Raw genomic sequence first — 18,865 nt, forward strand, 5'->3', positions numbered from 1 at the left:
TCGGACGGTGGAAGAAAACCGCCGCATCGCCTTGGTATCGCTGCACACCTCCCCGCTCGACGCTCCGGGCACCGGCGACGCGGGCGGCATGAACGTGGTGGTCGTCGGTCTCGCCGACGCCCTCACCGCCGCCGGCCACGACGTCGAGCTGCTCACCCGTGCCCGATCAGCGGCCGAGACCGAGGGCCGCACGGCGGGCGGCACACTCGTGCGCTTCCTCGAGGCAGGGCCCCGCGCATCCGTCGCCAAGGGCGAGCTGCCGGCGCATCTCGGCCAGTTCGGCGAGCGGATGCGCGAGCTCGAGCCCTTCGACCTCGTGCACTCCCACTACTGGCTCTCGGGCGCCGCCGCCCTGCCGGTCGCCGAGGAGTGGGGCGTGCCGCACGTGCAGAGCCTGCACACCGTCGCCGCCCTGAAGAACGCGCACCTCGCGCCCGGCGATCGACCCGAACCGGCGTCGCGCGTGGCTGCAGAGCGGATGCTCGTGCACGCCTCCGAGCTCACCCTCGCCCTGAGCGCCGCCGAGCGCGCGGCGGTGCTCGACGCCTACGCTCCGCCCGGCGAGCGGGTGCGCGTGCTCGCGCCGGGTGCGGACACCTCCCTCTTCCACCCTGGGACGGCGGCCCCCGCCGCCCGCCCCACCCTGCTCGTGCTGGCGCGCATCCAGCCGCTGAAGGGCGTCGATCTGGTGGTCGAAACACTCGCCCTGCTCCCCGCACCGCGCCCGCGCCTCGTGATCGCGGGCGGAATCAGCCCCGGCCACGACGACTACGCGGCGACGCTGCGGCGGCGGGTGCACGAGCTGGGGCTCGACGACGACGTGACCTTCCTGCCGGCGCAGACGCGGCCCGAGGCGGCCGAGCTGCTGCGCGAGGCGACCCTGCTGCTCGTCCCCTCCTTTTCGGAGACCTTCGGGCTGGTCGCGCTGGAAGCCGCGGCGAGCGGGACGCCGGTCGTCACCACGGGCGCCGGGGGACTGGCCGAATCGGTGGTCGACGGTGTCAGCGGCGTGCACGTAGGCAGCCGCCGGCCCGAGGACTGGGCCGAGGCGCTCGGCCGTCTTCTGTCAGACGAGGCGCGGCTCGGGAGGCTCGGGGCGACAGCGCTGCAGCACGGCCGGGCACGGGACTGGGCGGCCGTCGCCACCGAGCTGCTGGTCGAGGTCGAGGTCGATTCGCTCGAGCCCGACCCGACCGCCGTGTTCGGCGACCGACCGCTCTTCCTGCACGCCCACCCCGACGACGAGTCGATCTCCACCGGCGGAACCCTCGCCGCCCTCGTGGCGGCCGGCCGCCACCCCGTGCTCCTCACCGGCACCCGCGGCGAGCGCGGGGAGGTCGTACCCGGCGAGCTGCACCACCTCGAGGGCACGCCGGAGCTGGCACCGCACCGTGAGGGCGAGCTGGAGCGAGCGCTGCTGGAGCTCGGCGGAGTGCCGCAAGCCTTCCTCGGCACGTATTCCGATTCGGGCATGGAGTGGGGGGACGACGGCTTCGCCCGGGCCGCCGACGACGCTCCGGCTGCGGCGCTGAGCCTGGCCCCCCTCGAGACGGTCGTCGACGCCGTGATCACCGGCGCCGAGAGGCTGGCCGGGGGCGCGCCGACGAGCGTCGTCAGCTACGACGGGCTGGGCGGGTACGGGCATCCGGATCATGTGCGCATGCACGACGCCGCACGCGAGGTCGCGCGCCACTACGGCGTGCCGTTCTTCGCGATCGTCGAACCGCGGGTCGACGGCTCCGCGATCGCCGACATCGCCGTCCCGCTGCGCGGGGTGTCCCTTCGCCGGAAGGTGGCCGCGATGGCCGCCCACGCGACGCAGCTCACCGTCGCCGGAGATCCGCCGCGCTTCACCCTGAGCGGTGGCCAGACCCACGAGGTCGCCGACGTGGAGCGGTACCGGTTCGTCGGCTGACGGGCGGCCCGGTGCGCTGCGGGGCCCCGCGCATCCGTCACTCAGCTGATCAGGCATAGGATCGTGGAGTTTTGACACAACGGAAAAGGGCTGACGGAATGAGCATCAAGGTCGCGATCGCGGGCGTCGGTAACTGCGCGAACTCTCTGATCCAGGGGGTGACGTACTACAAGCACGCCGACGAGACCGAGTCGGTGCCCGGCCTGATGCACGTGCGCTTCGGTCAGTACCACGTGGGGGACATCGAGTTCGTGGCGGCGTTCGACGTCGACGCGGCCAAGGTGGGGGCCGACCTGGCCGACGCCATCTGGGCCAGCGAGAACAACACGCTCAAGTTCGCCGACGTCGCGCCCACCGGTGTCACCGTGCAGCGCGGACCGACCCTCGACGGGCTCGGCGAGTACTACGTCGAGATGATCGACGAGTCGGAGGCGTCGCCGGTCGACGTCGTGGCCGCCCTCCGCGAGTCGGGCGCCGACGTGCTCGTCTGCTACCTGCCCGTCGGTTCGGAGGAGGCCGCGAAGTTCTACGCGCAGGCCGCGCTCGATGCGGGCGTGGGCTTCGTGAACGCCATCCCCGTGTTCATCGCCTCCGACCCGGAGTGGGCCGCGAAGTTCGTGGCCGCCGGGCTGCCGATCGTCGGCGACGACATCAAGAGCCAGGTCGGCGCGACCATCACGCACCGCGTGCTGGCCCGCCTGCTGGAGAGCCGCGGCATCCAGCTCGACCACACGTACCAGCTGAACGTCGGCGGCAACATGGACTTCAAGAACATGCTCGAGCGCCGCCGCCTCAACTCGAAGAAGATCTCCAAGACGCAGTCGGTCACCTCGAACATCGACATCGACCTGCCCGCCGGCGACGTGCACATCGGCCCGAGCGACCACGTGCCGTGGCTCGACGACCGCAAGTTCGCCTTCGTGCGCCTCGAGGGCCACGGCTTCGGCGGCGCCCCGATGAGCCTGGAGTACAAGCTCGAGGTGTGGGACTCACCCAACTCGGCCGGCGTCATCATCGACGCCGTGCGCGCCGCGAAGGTGGCGCTGGATGCCGGCCTCGGCGGCCCGGTCGAGCCCGCTGCCGCCTACTTCATGAAGTCGCCGCCGGTGCAGATGCCCGACGACGTGGCGCGCGCCGAGCTCGAGGCGTTCATCGCGAAGAACACGCCGGCTTCTTAGCGGGAACTGACTGAGCGCAGCTCAGTCAGCACTGGCGTCGCGGGATTGCGATGCAATCCCCCTAGCTCCAGCGTGCCACCAGGTCTCGAGCCGGCGGGTGGCCTCCTCCTCGCCGAGGGGGCCCTCGTCGAGCCGCAGTTCGAGCAGGAACGCCCGCGCCTCGCCGACCTCACGCCCCGGCTTCAGGTTCAGGATGCGCATGATCTGCTCCCCGTCGAGATCCGGTCGCACCGAGTCGATCTCCTCCTGCGCGGCGAGAGTCGCGATGCGCGCCTCGAGGTCGTCGTAGGCGAAGGCCAGCTGATCGGCCTTGCGCCGGTTGCGCGTGGTCACGTCGGCGCGGGTCAGGATGTGCAGGCGCTCGAGCTGGTCGCCCGCATCGCGCACGTAGCGTCGCACGGCGGAGTCGGTCCACGCCCCGTCGGTGTAGCCGAAGAAGCGCAGGTGCAGCTCGATCAGCCGGGACACCGCGGCGATGGTGTCGTTGTCGAAGCGCAGCGCCCGCAGCCGCTTGCGCGCCAGCTTCGCCCCGACCACGTCGTGGTGGTGGAACGACACCTGCCCGCCCGGCTCGTTGCGCTTGGTCGCGGGCTTGCCGATGTCATGCAGCAGCGCGGCCAGACGCACCACGAGGTCGGGGGAGGAGAGACGTCCGCGCGACTTCTCGAGGTCGATGGCCTGCTCGAGCACGGTGAGGCTGTGCTGGTAGACGTCCTTGTGGTGATGGTGCTCGTCGCTCTCGAGCTGCAGCGCGGGCACCTCGGGCAGCACGATCTCGGCGAGGCCGCTCTCGACCAGCAGCTCGACGCCACGCCTGGGCGCATCCGTCTTCAGCAGCTTCGAGAGCTCGTCGTTCACCCGCTCCACCGAGACGATGCCGATGGAGTCCTTCATCTCGGTGATCGCGACGGCGGTGTCGACCGCGACCGTGAAGCCGAGCTGCGCGGTGAAGCGGATGGCCCGGAGCATGCGCAGCGGATCGTCGCCGAACGAGACCTCGGGGGTGCCCGGCGTGCGGAGCACACCGGCGATGAGGTCCTCCATGCCGCCCGAGGGGTCGATCAGGGTCAGCGACGGAAGGCGCAGCGCCATCGCGTTCACCGTGAAGTCGCGCCGCAGGAGGTCGCCCTCGAGGGAGTCGCCGAACTCGACGGCGGGCTTCCGGGTGGTGTGGTCGTACTCGTCGGAGCGGTAGGTCGTGATCTCGACGCTCTCGCCGTCGATCCGGGCGGCGATGGTGCCGAAGGCGCGACCGACGTCCCACTGCGCCTGCGAGATGGGGGTCACGATCGCCAGGATCTCGTCGGGATGCGCATCCGTCGTGAAGTCGAGGTCGGTGATCGGCCGGCCGAGGAACGCGTCGCGCACCGGCCCGCCGACGAGGGCGAGCTCGTGACCGGCGGCACTGAAGGCGGCGGCGAGCTTCGCCACGGGGCCCTCGCCCGCGAGCGTCGCGAGGAATTCCAGGGACTGCTGAACGGACTGCACCGAGCCATTTTAGCCGCGCGCCCCGCCCGGCCCCGGCGGTTCCCCGATCTCCCAGGCCGATCCTCCTAGAATCGGTCTACGGATGCGGGTGCCCCTGGTGCGCCCGCCACGGCCTATGACATCACCTGCGCGTCGACTGATTCGAGTTGCGCCCGCGATCGCAGCCAGCGCGCTGATCGCCGGTGCCGTGTTCGCGACCCCGTTCGGTGCGGCCGCGACGACACCGCCGCCGACCCCCTCGACGAGCGTCCCGACTCCGGCGCCGACCACGGCGACCGACGACTCCTCGACGCCAGTGGCGCTCTCCCTGGCCGCTGCCGGCACCGGTGTCGTCGCACCGGGCGCCGATCTCACGGTGACGGTGGAGGTGACCGGCCCTTCATCGGGCGGCACCATCTCGCTCGCCCTCGACGACAGCGCACTGCGCAGCTCCTCGTCGCTCATCAGCTGGCTCGACGGCGGCGAGGCGGGCTCGCTGGTCACCGTGGCCACCGCGCCCGCGCCGACCGGCGGCGGAACCGTGTCCATCACCGTGCCGGCCGCCCAGCTGCCCGGCGGGCTCGGGGGAGCGCACGGGCTGCAGGCCACTCTCGACGGTGCCGGGTCCGCTGCGGTCTCGGCGCGCGGCACCGTCGTCGTCGACGACGGCATCTCCTCCCGAGCCGACGTCACGGTGATCGCCCCGATCACCTCGGTCGCCAGCGCGACCGGCCTCATCCAGCCCGCCGCGCTCGAGGCGTTCACGAACGACACCGGCGTGCTCACCCGTGAGCTCGACTCGGTCATCGGCCGACCGGTCACGATCGCCGTCGACCCGCGCATCATCGTGTCGATCAGGGCCCTCGGCTCCACCGCCCCCGAGTCGGCCGTCGCCTGGCTGCAGCGCCTCGAGTCGGCGTCGAACCCGGTCATCCCGCTGAGCTACGGCGACTCCGACCTCTCCGGCGAGCGCCAGGCCGGCGCGACTTCGGCCCTCCAGCCCACCTCGTTCGACTACGCCCTCGACCCGGCCGACTTCACCGACGTCGACCCGCTGATCGAGCCGACCGCCACCCCCACCTCGGATTCGCCCACCCCCAGCGCCTCGCCGACGCCTGCCGCCCCTTCGGTGCCGACCCTCGAGCAGCTCACCGACTGGGACTACGCCTCGACGACCATCGCCTGGCCGCGCGCCGGCTCGGTGACCGCGGCCGACCTGCCCTTCTTCGCCGCATCCGGCTACTCGGCCAGCATCATCGACTCGCAGCAGCTCACCCCCGCCTCGGGCGACGCCGGCGAAGCCCTGCAGGCCGTGGCGACCACAGGGGAGCAGACCGTGCTGGCCGCCGACCACGCGGTCTCGCAGGCGGTTCAGGATGCGGTGGCCGCCTCGACCGACACCTCACGCGGCCAGGCGGTCGGCGAGCTCAGTGCGGCACTCGCCCTCGCCGCCGAGACCGGCGGCGGCACCCCCGAGAACCCCACCCCCGTGCTCGCGGTGCTCGACCGGGCCGCGATGAACCTGAACAGCATCGACCAGGTCGTCTCGACCGTTCAGGCGCTGCCGTGGAGCGCCCCGGGATCGCTCTCGGAGCTGCTGCAGATCACGCCCACCCAGACGGTGTCGCTCGTCGACGCCCCGCAGCCTGACGAGCGGGTCACCCGGATCGCCAACCTGCTGCTCGGTGGGCAGCAGATCGACTCCTACTCCTCGGTGCTGTCGAACCCGCAGCTGCTCTCGGGCCGGCACCGCGCCGATCTTCTCACCCTCCTGTCGAACGCCTGGGTCGCCAACGAGGGCGGCTGGAGCGTGGCGACCGATGCGTTCAACGAGGAGACCGCCACGACGCTCCGGAGCGTTCAGATCGTCGAGGGCTCGGACATCAACCTGCTGTCGAGCTCGGCGCCATTGCCCCTCACCATCAGCAACGAACTGCCGTACCCGGTGTCGGTGATCGTGCACGTCACCGCGTCGAACGGCCGGCTGCTGATCGACCAGAACGACGTCGGCGTGGTGGTGGAGGCGAACTCGCGGAAGAGCGCGCAGATCCCCGTGACGGCGGTGGCGAACGGTTCGGTGGTGCTGAGCTTCCAGCTCACGAGCGCGACCGGCGTGCTGATCGCGAACCCGTCGCCGGTGGCGGTGAACGTGAGCGCCGACTGGGAGACGTGGGGGACCGTGATCTTCGTCGTGGCGCTGGTGCTGTTGTTCGGCGGCGGGTTGGCGCGGAACATCCTGCGGCGGCGCAAGGAGCGGCGTGCTGCGCCCGACGCGGCTGTTGCGCCTCCTGCGCCTGAGACGGCTGCTGCGCCTGAGGTGACCTCGTGAGCCCGACCAGCATCGGTCGCGCCAGCGCCTTCCTCGCGTCGGGCACGATCGTCTCCCGCATCATGGGCTTCGTCCGGGCCATCATCCTGGCTCAGACCATCGGCGTCATCGGCAGTGCCAGCGGTGACGCCTTCGCCATCGCGAACCAGCTGCCGAACAACATCTATGCGATCATCGCGGGCGGCACGCTCTCGGCCGTGCTCGTGCCGCAGATCGTGCGCGCGATGCTGCACCAGGACGGCGGCCGCGGCTACATCAACAAGCTGCTGACGATCTCCATGGTGATCCTCGGCGGAACCACGCTCGTCGCGACACTGCTCGCACCCGTGCTCGTGACGATCTCGGCGCCGGGCTTCACCGGCGAGCAGCGTGCCCTCGCCATCGCCTTCGCGTACTGGTGCCTGCCTCAGATCTTCTTCTACGGCCTCTACACGGTGCTCGGCGAGGTGCTCAACGCGAAGGGCGTGTTCGGGCCGTTCACCTGGGCGCCGGTCGTGAACAACGTCGTGTCGATCCTGGGTCTGGTCGCCTTCATGGTGCTCTTCGGCGTCGACCCCGAAGGGGAGCGGCTGGTCACTGAGTGGGCCCCCGACAAGATCTCGCTGCTCGCCGGCTCGACGACGGCTGCCGTGGCGGCCCAGGCACTCGTGCTGTTCCTGTTCTGGCGGCGGGCGGGCATCCGGTACCGACCCGACTTCGCCTGGCGCGGTGTGGGCCTCGGTGCTGCCGGCAAGCTCGCGGGCTGGACCTTCGGCATGCTCCTGGTGAGTCAGGCGGCCGGGCTCGTGGAGACCGCGGTCGCGTCGACCGCCTCGGGCGGGGACAACGCATCGGTGTTCGCCCTGCAGAACGCCTGGCTGATCTTCATGCTGCCGCACTCGCTCATCACGGTCTCGCTGGTGACCGCGTACTTCACGAAGATGAGCGGCCACGCGAACCGGGGTGAGACCGCCGACCTCCGGCGCGACGTCTCCTCGGCCCTTCGGATCACCCTGCTCTTCATGGTGCTGGGCACGATCGTGCTGATCGTCGCGGCATATCCCTTTGCGAGCATATTCACCGAGACCTATGCGCAGGCCGTCGCGATGGGCGACGTGCTGATCGGATTCCTCGTCGGACTGGTGCCGTTCAGCGTGCTGTTCGTGCTGCAGCGGGTGTTCTACTCACTCAGCGACACGAAGACCCCGTTCTTCCTGCAGGTGCTGCAGGCGTCGATCTTCGTCGTGCTCGTGCTCTCGTGCCTGCTTCTCCCGGATGCCCTCGTGGCGGTCGGCATCGCGGTGTCGCTCTCGCTCGCGACGGGCGTGCAGGTCATCGCCGCCGCCGTGATCATCCGGCGCCGACTGGGAGGCACCGGGGGAGGGCGGATCGTCCGCAGCTTCGTCCGCTTCCTGGTGGCGGCGATCCCGGCGGCGGCAGTCGGCGTGCTCGTCTACCTCGGCATTGAGTCGCTCCTCGGCGTCGAGTTCCTCACCTCGGGCTACCTCACGCCGCTCCTCTCGATGGCCGTCATCGGTGTGGTCATGCTGGGGGTCTACCTGGGCGCTCTGGCCCTCGTGCGATCGCCCGAGCTGGCGGATGCGCTGGGCCCCGTCCGGGCTCGGCTGAACCGCGCGCGCTGACCTCTCCGCGCCCCTCGGATGGCGCCGGCGGCCGCTCCTGGCATCCCCGCTGGGAGCCCGCTCAGCGCCCGGTTCCCGCGGAATACCGCGTGGATAGGATGTGTTGTACCGGTCAGCGCCGCACGCCACCGGTGTGCCACGCGACCATCCTCCGAGGAGACAGACCACATGCGCGAGATCATCATCATCGGCTCCGGACCCGCCGGATTCACGGCTGCGATCTACGCCGCCCGAGCGGGCCTCAAGCCCCTCCTCCTCGCCTCGAGCGTCGAGGCCGGCGGCGAGCTGATGAACACCACCGAGGTCGAGAACTTCCCCGGCTTCCCCGAAGGCATCCAGGGCCCCGAGCTCATGCTGAAGCTGCAGGAGCAGGCCGAGAAGTTCGGCACCGAGGTCGTGCTCGACGACGTCACCGCCGTGCACCTCACCGGCGACGTGAAGTCGGTCGAGACCGGCTACAGCGGCACCTTCGAGGCGCGCTCGCTGATCTTCGCGACCGGATCCGCCTACCGCAAGCTCGGGCTGCATGACGAGGAGCGGCTGTCCGGCCGCGGCGTCTCGTGGTGCGCCACCTGCGACGGCTTCTTCTTCAAGACCAAGACCATCGCGGTCGTCGGTGGCGGCGACTCGGCGATGGAGGAGGCCACCTTCCTCACCCGGTTCGCCGAGAAGGTCTACGTGGTGCACCGCAAGGACAGCCTGCGCGCCTCGAAGATCATGCAGGAGCGCGCCTTCACCAACGACAAGATCGAGTTCGTCTGGAACTCCGAGGTCGTCGGCATCTCGGGCGAGAACGCGGTCGACGGCCTGCAGCTGCGCAACACGGTCGACGGCTCCACCTCGGAGCTGCCGGTGCAGGGGCTGTTCGTCGCGATCGGCAACGACCCGCGCGTGCACCTGGTGCACGGCCAGCTCGACCTGACCGCCGAGGGAACGATCGCCGTCAAGGGCCGCTCCTCCGAGACCAACCTGGCCGGAGTCTTCGCCGCTGGCGACGTCATCGACCCGCACTACCGCCAGGCGGTCACCGCCGCGGCGTCCGGAACGGTCGCGGCGCTCGACGCCGAGGCGTTCCTCGCCGCCCTCGACCAGGCCGAGGCCGAGGCGAGCGATCTCGTCACCGCTTCCTAGCATCCGACTCGTGCTCGCCGCCCCCGTGGCCGGCACCCCCCACTCCCGAACCTCACGAAAGAAGGAACAATGTCCAACGCCAAGGCCGTCTCCGACGCCAGCTTCGAGGCCGACGTCATCAACTCCGAGAAGACGATCCTCGTCGACTTCTGGGCCGAGTGGTGCGGCCCCTGTCGCGCCGTCGCCCCGATCCTCGACCAGATCGCCGCGGAGCACGGCGACAAGATCGAGATCGTGAAGCTGAACGTCGACGACAACCCGCAGACCGCCATGAAGTACCAGATCACCTCGATCCCGGCGCTGAAGGTCTACAAGGGCGGCGAGGTCGTGAAGACCATCATCGGTGCCAAGCCGAAGGCGGCCCTCGAGGCCGACCTGGCCGCGTTCATCTGATCGCGTCCCCCCTACTGGGGCGGCTGTAACCAGTTCGTCCCGAGTGGCCCGCCGCGAATACGCGGCGGGCCACTTTTGCATGTCATACGATTGAGATTCGGTCAACGTCGGGATGGACGTCAGTGAAAAGCCAGAACCCCTCACAGCCATCGGGTAACAACCTCGACCCGTGGTACTTCAACTACGCCGCGCGCACCGCCGGCCTCGCCGCCTCCGAGGTGCGGGCCCTGTTCGCCGTGGCGTCCCGACCCGAGGTGGTGTCACTCGCCGGAGGCATGCCGGCCGTCTCGGCCCTCCCGCAGGAGCTCATCATCGAGTCGATGAACCGCGTGATGCGCGACCAGGGCTCCGTGGCCCTGCAGTACGGCTCGGGGCAGGGCGTGCCGAAGCTGCGCGAGCAGATCTTGGACGTCATGGCCATGGAGGGCATCAAGGCGAGCGCCGACGACGTGGTCGTCACCACCGGTTCTCAGCACGCGCTCGAATTGGTGTCGAAGCTCTTCCTCGACCCCGGAGACGTGGTGCTCGCCGAAGGTCCGAGCTACGTCACCGCCGTGGTGATCTTCAAGTCGTTCCAGGCGCAGACGCACCACGTCGCCATGGACGAGCACGGCATGATCCCCGAGTCCCTCCGGGAGAACATCGCCCGGCTCCGCGCCGAGGGCAAGACGATCAAGTTCCTCTACACGATCCCGTCCTTCCAGAACCCGGCCGGTGTCACGCTGAGCTGGGAGCGGCGGCTGGAGATCCTCCAGATCGCGAAGGAGAACAGCATCCTCGTGCTGGAGGACAACCCCTACGGTCTGCTGCACTTCGACACCCCGCCCCCACCTGCGCTCCGCTCCATCGAGCAGGAGGGCGTGATCTACCTCGGCACCTTCTCGAAGACGCTGGCGCCCGGTTTCCGTGTGGGATGGGCGCTCGCACCGCACGCGATCCGCGAGAAGCTGATCCTCGCCAACGAGGCGGCCGTGCTGTCGCCGAGCTCGTTCAGCCAGCTGATCGTGTCTGAGTACCTCGACAACATCGACTGGCGCGCTCAGGTCGATCGCTTCCGCGGCGTGTACAAGGAACGAAAAGAGGCGATGATCGAGGCTTTGAACGACTATCTCCCGAGCCTTTCCTGGACCGATCCGAAGGGTGGCTTCTACGTCTGGCTGACGCTGCCGCCCTACCTCGACTCGAAGCAGATGCTTCCTCGGGCCGTGAAGGAGCTCGTCGCGTACACGCCGGGCACCGCGTTCTACGCGGACGGGAACGGCCACAGCAACATCCGCCTCTCGTTCTGCTACCCCACGCCCGAGGCGATCCGCACGGGCATCCGTCGTCTGCAGACCGTCATCAGCGGCGAGACCGACCTGGTCGAGACCTTCTCGAAGACCGGCCCGCTCGGCACCGTCCGCGACCGCAACTTCTCAGCACCGCCCCCGAACCTGAATTGAGCTCATGAGCGAAGCAACCCCCCTCACCGTCGTCGTGCTGGCCGGCGGCATCTCCCACGAGCGCGACGTGTCGCTGCGCTCGGGGCGACGCGTCGCCGACAGCCTCGCGGAGCGTGGACACACGGTCATCCTGCGCGACCCTGACGCGAGCCTGCTGCAGTTCCTCGACGAGACCCGACCCGATGTCGTGTGGCCCGCCCTGCATGGCGCCAGCGGCGAGGACGGGGCGCTGAGGGCGCTCCTCGACGCCCTCGACATCCCTTACGTCGGATCCAGCCCCGACCCCTCGCGTCTGGCCTGGAACAAGCCGACCGCGAAGGTGCTGGTGTCGCGCGCCGGACTGCAGACCCCTCGCTCCATCACTCTCCCGCGCGACACGTTTCGCGAGCTCGGCGCCACCGAAGTGCTCGCCCGGGTCTCCGCCTCGCTCGGCTCCGACCTGGTGGTCAAGCCCGCCCAGGGCGGCTCGGCCCTCGGCGTCGGCATCATCGACTCGGCCGACGACCTTCCGCGGGCTGTCGTGGACGCCTACACGTACGGCGAGGTCGCTCTGATCGAGCAGCGGGTGCGTGGCGTAGAAGTCTCCGTGGGCATCCTGGACCTGGGGGAGGGGCCGTTCGCTCTCCCAGGCGTCGAGATCGAGCCGCGCTCGGGTGTCTACAGCTTCGAGGCGCGCTACAACGCGGGGGAGACGCGCTTCTTCGTGCCGGCCCGCCTCGACGACGAGACCTCGCGCCTCGCGGGCGAGACGGCGCTGCGTATCCACGAGACGATCGGGCTGCGCCACATCTCGCGCATCGACCTGATCATCGACGAGGCCGGGGTGCCGTGGTTCCTCGAGGCGAACGTGCTGCCGGGCCTGACGGAGACGTCGATGGTGCCGCAGGGCATCCTTGCGACGGGACGGTCGCTGGGGGAGGTCTACAGCACGCTCAGCGAGGTGGCGATCGCGGAGGCGGCTGCGGGTCGCTGACGGATGTTTCACGTGAAACGCTCGTCGCCTTCGGGCGGCGGGCGTTCTTCGTGCACGCGTACGATCGCGTCCATCTCGGCCTCGACCGGCAGCGGCTGCTGCCGCCTCGCGGACTATATGCACCCCGGTGCGCACCACTTCTCTGGCGACCACACCTTCGCTGACTGAAGTGACCCCAGCTCGGTGCCTCATCTCAGCTGAGGAGTCGAGTCCGTCCTTGGGCTTGGGCTACACCTCGCGCCGGGGGTGTACCCCGCCGCGTAGGTCAGACGAAGTGCGGGCCCTGGGGCTTCACCGTGCCGAAACCCTCTTCACCCAGCTCGGAGAGGATGCGGTTCAGATCCTGGATCGTGGCGAAATCGATCACGATCTGCCCCTTCGATCGGCCGAGGCTCACGCGAACACGCGTATTCAGCCGATCGCCCAGACGCTCCCCGATCTCATCGAGATGCCCGCGCTTCTGCCCGGCGGTGGTCTTCGCCCGCGACTGCTTCGGCGCAGAGGACGCCAACGCCTCGGCGGCCCGCACCGAAAGATCTTCGTTCACGATCTTGTCGGCCAGCTTGTTCATCGCCTCGACATCACCCACGGCGAGAACCGCGCGTGCATGTCCAGCGCTCAGGACACCCGAAGCAACGCGGTTCTGCACCGCCGCCGGCAGACGCAGCAGCCGCAGCGTGTTCGTGATCTGCGGACGCGACCGACCGATGCGTTCCGCCAACTGATCCTGCGTAATACCGAAGTCCTCGATCATCTGCTGGTAGGCCGAGGCCTCCTCCAGGGGGTTGAGCTGCGAGCGATGGAGGTTCTCCAGGAGCGCATCCCGCAGCATGTCCTCGTCTGCGGTGTTCTTGACCACCGCCGGAATCGCGTCGAGACCGGCTTCCTTCGTAGCCCGCAGACGCCGCTCACCCATGACGAGCTCGTAGAGCTGCTCGCCGTCACCCTCCCGGGGCAGCTCGCGGACCACGATCGGCTGGAGCACGCCGATCTCTTTGATCGAGTGCACCAGCTCCGCGAGATCCGCCGGGTCGAAGACGCTGCGCGGCTGCTTGGGGTTCGGGACGATCGACGCCGGATCGAGCTGCGCCAGACGGGCGCCCGGAACGGCGACGAGCTGCGGAGCATCCGACGCCTCATCGCGCCGGGGAGCGTCGAAGAACACGTCCACCGGACGCGAACCCTCGACTCGAGGTTCGTCGGTGGGGATCAAGGCGCCGATGCCGCGTCCGAGGCCGGTTCTCTTCTTAGTTGCCACGGTTCGGGGCTCCTCTTTCTGCGATTTCTGCGGCTGCCTCGAGGTACGAGATGGAGCCGGGCGATCCTCGATCGAAGCCGATGACGGTCTGGCCGTAGCTCGGCGCCTCGGAGATGCGGACAGAACGGGGGATGACCGCCGCAAGCGTCTGCTCGGGGAAATGGGTACGGACGTCTTCGGCGACCTGGAAGGCGAGCCGAGTGCGTCCGTCGTACATGGTGAGGAGGATAGTCGACACCGCGAGGGTCGGGTTGAGGTGACGCTCGATGAGGCTGATGTTGTTCAGCAGCTGACTCAGGCCCTCGAGCGCGTAGTACTCACACTGGATCGGAATGAGAACCTCGCGCGCAGCGACGAATGCGTTGATCGTGAGGAGCCCTAGGGACGGTGGACAGTCGATGAGGACGTAGTGAAACATCTCGCCGGCCTCGGTCTCTTCGGCGAGGAACCGGTCGAGCGCGCCCCTCAGCCGCTGCTCGCGCGCGACCATCGGAACGAGCTCGATCTCAGCCCCCGCGAGGTGGATCGTCGCGGGAAGGCAGAAGAGATTCGGCGATTCCGGGCTCTGCTGAATGATTTCGGATATGGAGCCATCGCGAATGAGGACGTCGTACACGCTCGGCTGGTCGCCGCGGTGATCGACGCCGAGGGCGGTAGACGCGTTACCTTGCGGATCGAGATCGACCACGAGGACCCGCGCGCCTTCGCTCGCCAGCGCTGCCGCGAGATTCACCGTGGTTGTGGTCTTGCCGACGCCGCCCTTCTGGTTCGCGACTGTGAGGATGCGCGTCTGAGTCGGGAGCGGGAACGCGCGCACGGCTAGCGCCCGCTTTCGCTGCGACAGGTTCGCGAGTTCTCGAGCCAGTGGAGTCGACGCATCGAAGGCGGTGGGATCACTGGTCATGCAAACAAATCCTGTCGGTATGTTTCACGTGAAACATGGGCGAGCGAGAAGCCCGAACGGACGACTTCGATCGTACCGAACATCACTGACAGTGGAGACCAGGCTGGACCCACTGCGGCGATCGGCTACCCGTCTAATCGGGCCCGGCGGCCGTTACCAGCGAGATCCACCCACTGCGCCCACGTCACGCCCCGCGGTGAGGCGGTGAACACCCACGGTCTCCGCTGCGGGGGAGGGGTTCGATTAGGGAATCGTGTGGTGGCCGCCGAAGAACGGTCGCCTCCTCGTGCGCTGGTGGCATCGACTTCCAGAAATCGCCACTTCCGGTACGGCCCATCAACGTCGCCCGTCGAATCGGAAGTCCGTAGTTGGCGGGACGTCGGGCGCCTGAGTGAGACCACCGACCTCCACCGACCTGCGAGCGACCTGGCTTCGACCCCGTGAGAAATCGGCGTTCTCTTCCTGCCTCGGATGCGACACGGACAGACGCGCATCTGGTCGATGTTTCACGTGAAACCGATCCGATCGACGCGCAACGCGCCTTTTGACTGACCGAGCAGTATCTCCGGCCAGTGCTACGCGAGGTCTGCACCGGCCCATCAGCCGTCAGCCCGTCATGGAGACATGCGGTGACGCCGATTGCGCACCATCATGGACTTCCGACCCACCCGCCGCCTCAGCGCGATTGAGTCGCGGCAAGTGGTCGCAGAATGGGCCCGATTCGCGGCAAACTGCTGCGATTCAGCGCGACTCAGCAGATGTGCGGAGATACTTGCCTCGTGGGCGGGCGACCGCGGCGCGGTCAGCTGCCGTGTCGCAGACGAGACCCTGTGGCTGCGCCCAGAGCGCCCGCGGGGCCAGGGGCGTGGCCGTCATGCGACGCGCGGCACCCGGGTCGGGATTACACGGGCCCGCTTCCCACACGGCGGATGGCGATTGGGGTCCGATGGGTCGAGAGGGTTCAGGGCACTCGAGCGCGGATGACGCGAGTCGTCTCGACCCCGAGGTCGGCGCCGAGCTCCATGACCTGGACGTCGGTGAGCTTGTACTTGCGGATCGCCTTTTCGGCGGCGGCGATCTCGGCAGCGGCCGAGGCGCCCTTCATCAGGACGAGTTCGCCGCCCGAGCGGACCAGGGGAGCGGCCATCGGGATCAGCTTGCTGAAGGCGCTGACTGCGCGGGCCGTGAGCTGGTCGAGTTGGCCCTTGGGGTACTCCTGTGCCCGCTCGCGCACGACGGTCACGTTCGTGAGGGCGAGGTTCTGCTTCTGCTCGTTCAGCCAGGCGATGCGGCGCTCCATGGGCTCGATCAGCACGAAGTCCACGTCGGGGCGGGCGATAGCTAGGACGATACCCGGCAGGCCGGCTCCGCTTCCGATGTCGCCTACGACTCCCGGCCGGAGGAGGGGAGCGATCACACCGCAGTTGATGATGTGACGGCTCCACAGGCGGGGGAGTTCCTGCGGACCGATGAGGCCGAGTTCCTCGCCGCGCGCGACGAGATCGGCGGCGTAGGCACGAGCGAGCTCAACGCGGTCGCCGAAGACGAGCGAAGCAGCAGCCGGTTCGGCCTCCGGTTGCGCCACCGGATCAGGGGAGCCGTCGAGGTTCGGCCCTGCCGTCGAGGAGAGAGACGCCGACGGGCCCACTGGGTCAACCACGCGATCCACGTTTCACGTGAAACATCAGCCCCGCGAGACGACCGTGTGCCGGTCGCGGCCTTCGCCCTCGGACTCCGAGGTGAGACCACGCGCAGCCACGATGTCATGCACGAGCTTGCGCTCGTAGGACGACATGGGCTCGAGGTGAGCAGCGTCGGAGCCCGCGTCCAGCTGGGCGACGGCGTCGTCGACGAGCTTCTCGAGCTCGCGCTGACGCTGTTCGCGGCTGCCACCGACGTCCAAGATCAGGCGCGAGAACTCGCCGGTCTTGGTCTGGACGGCGAGGCGGGTGAGCTCCTGCAGCGCGGCGACGGTGTCGGGCCGGGACAGGATACGAAGGTTGCTGTCGCCTGAGGCGTTCACCGAGATGTAGGCGCGGCCGTCGATGACCTCGATGTCGATATCGCCGTCGAGGTCGCAGATGTCGAGGAGCTCCTCGATGTAGTCGGCTGCAACGTCGCCTTCGTCATCCAGGGACGACGCCGAAGGTGCGGGCGCGCCGGCCGAGGCAGTGACGTTGGACTGCGCGGCAGAGTCGTCACCCGTGGGAGCAGGCACGGCGGGCATCGCTGCGAAGGCGGCCGCAGCGGCGGGGGAGGGTGCCGCCGGTGCGGGCACCGTGGATGCCGCCCCAGCCTCGGCAGGCGCGTCGTGCGACGGAGACGAGGATTCCAACGTGGGGGAGTCAGCAGCCGAATCGGCTGGCTCCTCGGCGAGCGGCGCGGCCGCGGTCGTGGTCTCGGTCACATCGCTCATTTCTTGTCACCCTGCTTCTTGGCCCGGTTCTTGTTGACGGGCTGCTGTCGTTGCGTGGTCTTGGGGGCCTCGGGGATGGTCTCGATCGCCGGCGCACCCTTGGTGGGCTCCAGCTTGCCCTTCTTCGCGAGACGGGCCTCACGGGCCTTGGCGGCCTCCGAGCCGGGCGTCGGCATGTTGCGGATGACCAGGAACTGCTGACCCATGGTCCAGAAGTTCGAGGTGAGCCAGTAGAACATGACGCCGAGCGGGAAGGCGACACCCGAGAAGACGAACACCAGCGGGAGGATGTAGAGCAGGATGCGCTGCTGGCGGTACATCGGGCTGGCCTTGGCCTCGGGGGACTGGTTCTTCGCCATGATCTGCAGCTGCGTGTAGAACTGCGAGGCGGTCATCAGCACGACCATCAGGCCGGCGATGAGCATGACCTGCCACGGGCCGCCGGCGTTGAAGGAGCCGATGAAGGTGTCGTGCAGGGGAGCGACGCCGAACAGGGTGGCGTCACCGAACTGCTTGCCGAGCGCCGCGTCGAGCGGGCCGACGCCGGCCTGGCCCTTCTGGGCGTTGTTCAGCACCGAGAACAGGCTGAAGAAGATGGGCATCTGAAGCAGCAGCGGCAGACAGGATGCGAGCGGGTTGGTACCCGTCTTGCGGTAGAGCTCCATGGTCTCGCGCGACATCGCCTCCCGCGAGAACTGGTCCTTCTTGCCGCGGTACTTGTCCTGGATCTTCTTCAGCTGCGGGGCGACCTCCAGCATCTTGCGCTGACTCTTGATCTGGCGCACGAAGATGGGGATGAGGGCGGCTCGCACGACCAGCACCAGACCCACGATCGACAGCACCCAGGTCAGGCCGGCTGCGGGGTCGAGGCCGAAGAACGTCCAGACGTAGTGCCATGCGACCAGGATCAGCTCCACGACCCATTTGATGGGCCAGAGGATCGTATCGATGAACGGGATTTCCATGGGGTGGGGTCAGCCCTTTCCGTGGCTAGCTGGTATGACGAAACCGAACGGCGTGAGCCGGTATCTCTGCCGGCGCACAGGCGGCACGTCGTCGACGCCGCCCCTCGCCCACGGGTGACAGCGAGCGATGCGGTAGACGCCCATCGCCGAACCGACGACGACACCCCGCTGCTGGATGGCCTGGAGAGTGTAGGAGGAGCACGAGGGGTAGTAGCGGCAGACGTCTCCGTAGAGAGGAGAGATCACCGCGCGGTAGCCGCGGAGCAGCAGCACCGCCAGATTGCGGGGGAGCAGTACGATCGCCGTCACCACTGACATCATGCGAGTACTGATCCTTTGGTGAGAGAACGCGACAGTTCTTCGAAGAGTACGCCGTAAGGCTGTGATGCAGCTTCGGGCAGAGCGCGCACCACCACGTCGGTGCCGGGTGCCAGAGACGGGAGCAACGCGTAGCTCGCCGCCTTCAGACGGCGGCGCACGCGGTTGCGAACGACGGCCACGCCGACGGATTTCGCCACGATGAATCCGAAACGCGCATCCGACGACGAATCATCGGATGCGCGAATGTAGGTGACGGTGCTGGGACCGACGTACTTCTTGCCGCGACGCACGGTGCCGCGATAGTCGGCTCCCTGCGTGATGCGGTTGGGTTTGGCCAGCACCGCGGATCAGAGACCTACGCGGAGAGTTCGGTGCGACCCTTGCGGCGGCGAGCCGAGAGGATCGAGCGGCCGGCACGGGTGCGCATGCGCAGACGGAAGCCGTGCACCTTGGCGCGGCGACGGTTGTTCGGCTGGAAGGTTCGCTTGCTCATTTTGATCTCCGGTGGGGCAGGCCTTCAGGGTGAACGCCCGGCTTAAGTAAGAGGTGTG

17 protein-coding genes are annotated in these 18,865 nt (G+C 68.7%); 8 read left to right on the top strand and 9 right to left on the bottom strand.

Translation table 11 applies throughout. From position 1 onward, the window contains the following. Positions 1–7 precede the first annotated feature (7 nt). Together BJ984_RS03745 and BJ984_RS03750 are read left to right on the top strand one after the other, a co-directional pair. Positions 8–1,915, top strand: coding sequence for a glycosyltransferase (locus tag BJ984_RS03745; RefSeq protein ID WP_179546890.1), 1,908 nt, complete (start codon positions 8–10; stop codon positions 1,913–1,915). A 98-nt stretch (positions 1,916–2,013) separates the two neighbouring features. Further along, entirely contained in the window at positions 2,014–3,093 is a 1,080-nt protein-coding gene (locus BJ984_RS03750; RefSeq protein ID WP_179546891.1) for an inositol-3-phosphate synthase, read from the top strand. Between the two features lie 21 nt (positions 3,094–3,114). Here the strand turns inward: BJ984_RS03750 and BJ984_RS03755 are convergent, their stop codons facing one another. Continuing rightward, positions 3,115–4,581 (bottom strand): CCA tRNA nucleotidyltransferase, encoded by a 1,467-nt coding sequence (locus BJ984_RS03755; RefSeq protein WP_179546892.1) that lies wholly within the window; start codon positions 4,579–4,581, stop codon positions 3,115–3,117. A gap of 115 nt (positions 4,582–4,696) precedes the next feature. Here BJ984_RS03755 and BJ984_RS03760 point away from each other — a divergent pair, with 115 nt between their 5' ends. The 6 genes from BJ984_RS03760 to BJ984_RS03785 all read left to right on the top strand — a co-directional run bounded on the left by BJ984_RS03760 (position 4,697) and on the right by BJ984_RS03785 (position 12,450). Beyond that, on the top strand, positions 4,697–6,889 hold the full coding sequence (locus BJ984_RS03760) for a DUF6049 family protein (protein ID WP_246306427.1): 2,193 nt from the start codon (positions 4,697–4,699) through the stop codon (positions 6,887–6,889). After that, the gene (gene murJ, locus BJ984_RS03765) at positions 6,886–8,511 is read left to right on the top strand and encodes a murein biosynthesis integral membrane protein MurJ (RefSeq protein WP_271206387.1); all 1,626 of its coding nucleotides are present in this window, start codon (positions 6,886–6,888) and stop codon (positions 8,509–8,511) included. The genes BJ984_RS03760 and murJ overlap by 4 nt, the downstream gene beginning before the upstream one ends. A gap of 168 nt (positions 8,512–8,679) precedes the next feature. Further along, the gene (gene trxB, locus BJ984_RS03770; RefSeq protein WP_179546894.1) at positions 8,680–9,642 is read left to right on the top strand and encodes a thioredoxin-disulfide reductase; all 963 of its coding nucleotides are present in this window, start codon (positions 8,680–8,682) and stop codon (positions 9,640–9,642) included. Positions 9,643–9,711: 69 nt separating this feature from the next. After that, a complete protein-coding gene (gene trxA, locus BJ984_RS03775) occupies positions 9,712–10,035 on the top strand; it encodes a thioredoxin (protein ID WP_173182105.1) in 324 nt (107 codons plus the stop codon). Positions 10,036–10,157: 122 nt separating this feature from the next. After that, on the top strand, positions 10,158–11,477 hold the full coding sequence (locus BJ984_RS03780) for an aminotransferase-like domain-containing protein (protein ID WP_179546895.1): 1,320 nt from the start codon (positions 10,158–10,160) through the stop codon (positions 11,475–11,477). Between the two features lie 4 nt (positions 11,478–11,481). Further along, the gene (locus BJ984_RS03785) at positions 11,482–12,450 is read left to right on the top strand and encodes a D-alanine--D-alanine ligase family protein (RefSeq protein ID WP_179546896.1); all 969 of its coding nucleotides are present in this window, start codon (positions 11,482–11,484) and stop codon (positions 12,448–12,450) included. Between the two features lie 265 nt (positions 12,451–12,715). On the opposite strand, the gene BJ984_RS03790 is transcribed toward BJ984_RS03785, so the two are convergent. The 8 genes from BJ984_RS03790 to rpmH all read right to left on the bottom strand — a co-directional run bounded on the left by BJ984_RS03790 (position 12,716) and on the right by rpmH (position 18,807). Further along, positions 12,716–13,708: a ParB/RepB/Spo0J family partition protein gene (locus BJ984_RS03790; RefSeq protein WP_179546897.1), complete on the bottom strand. Its 993-nt coding sequence runs from the start codon at positions 13,706–13,708 to the stop codon at positions 12,716–12,718. Further along, on the bottom strand, positions 13,698–14,612 hold the full coding sequence (locus BJ984_RS03795; RefSeq protein WP_179546898.1) for a ParA family protein: 915 nt from the start codon (positions 14,610–14,612) through the stop codon (positions 13,698–13,700). The genes BJ984_RS03790 and BJ984_RS03795 overlap by 11 nt, the downstream gene beginning before the upstream one ends. A 961-nt stretch (positions 14,613–15,573) precedes the next feature. Next, on the bottom strand, positions 15,574–16,197 hold the full coding sequence (rsmG, locus tag BJ984_RS03800; RefSeq protein WP_179549299.1) for a 16S rRNA (guanine(527)-N(7))-methyltransferase RsmG: 624 nt from the start codon (positions 16,195–16,197) through the stop codon (positions 15,574–15,576). Positions 16,198–16,296: 99 nt separating this feature from the next. Continuing rightward, positions 16,297–16,839, bottom strand: a complete 543-nt coding sequence (locus tag BJ984_RS03805) for a Jag family protein (protein ID WP_179549300.1) — start codon at positions 16,837–16,839, stop codon at positions 16,297–16,299. Between the two features lie 185 nt (positions 16,840–17,024). Then, entirely contained in the window at positions 17,025–17,987 is a 963-nt protein-coding gene (yidC, locus tag BJ984_RS03810; protein WP_179549301.1) for a membrane protein insertase YidC, read from the bottom strand. A gap of 15 nt (positions 17,988–18,002) precedes the next feature. Beyond that, positions 18,003–18,311 (bottom strand): membrane protein insertion efficiency factor YidD, encoded by a 309-nt coding sequence (gene yidD, locus BJ984_RS03815; protein WP_373877409.1) that lies wholly within the window; start codon positions 18,309–18,311, stop codon positions 18,003–18,005. Next, positions 18,311–18,655 carry a ribonuclease P protein component gene (rnpA, locus tag BJ984_RS03820; protein ID WP_173182098.1) on the bottom strand — a complete coding sequence of 115 codons (345 nt, stop codon included), beginning with the start codon at positions 18,653–18,655 and terminating at the stop codon, positions 18,311–18,313. The genes yidD and rnpA overlap by 1 nt, the downstream gene beginning before the upstream one ends. Before the next feature lie 14 nt (positions 18,656–18,669). Then, positions 18,670–18,807, bottom strand: a complete 138-nt coding sequence (gene rpmH, locus BJ984_RS03825) for a 50S ribosomal protein L34 (protein ID WP_055810406.1) — start codon at positions 18,805–18,807, stop codon at positions 18,670–18,672. Between the last annotated feature and the right edge of the window lie 58 nt (positions 18,808–18,865).

The sequence above is a fragment of the Herbiconiux flava genome (assembly GCF_013409865.1).
In the GTDB taxonomy this organism is placed as follows: Bacteria; Actinomycetota; Actinomycetes; order Actinomycetales; family Microbacteriaceae; genus Herbiconiux; species Herbiconiux flava.

Excerpts from the sequence above, each read along its gene's own strand:
- BJ984_RS03750 (WP_179546891.1), top strand. The coding sequence starts at position 2,014 with ATGAGCATCAAGGTCGCGATCGCGGGCGTCGGTAACTGCGCGAACTCT.
- yidD (WP_373877409.1), bottom strand. The coding sequence starts at position 18,311 with ATGTCAGTGGTGACGGCGATCGTACTGCTCCCCCGCAATCTGGCGGTG.
- trxA (WP_173182105.1), top strand. The coding sequence starts at position 9,712 with ATGTCCAACGCCAAGGCCGTCTCCGACGCCAGCTTCGAGGCCGACGTC.
- BJ984_RS03795 (WP_179546898.1), bottom strand. The coding sequence starts at position 14,612 with ATGACCAGTGATCCCACCGCCTTCGATGCGTCGACTCCACTGGCTCGA.
- trxB (WP_179546894.1), top strand. The coding sequence starts at position 8,680 with ATGCGCGAGATCATCATCATCGGCTCCGGACCCGCCGGATTCACGGCT.
- BJ984_RS03805 (WP_179549300.1), bottom strand. The coding sequence starts at position 16,839 with ATGCCCGCCGTGCCTGCTCCCACGGGTGACGACTCTGCCGCGCAGTCC.
- BJ984_RS03760 (WP_246306427.1), top strand. The coding sequence starts at position 4,697 with ATGACATCACCTGCGCGTCGACTGATTCGAGTTGCGCCCGCGATCGCA.
- rpmH (WP_055810406.1), bottom strand. The coding sequence starts at position 18,807 with ATGAGCAAGCGAACCTTCCAGCCGAACAACCGTCGCCGCGCCAAGGTG.
- BJ984_RS03785 (WP_179546896.1), top strand. The coding sequence starts at position 11,482 with ATGAGCGAAGCAACCCCCCTCACCGTCGTCGTGCTGGCCGGCGGCATC.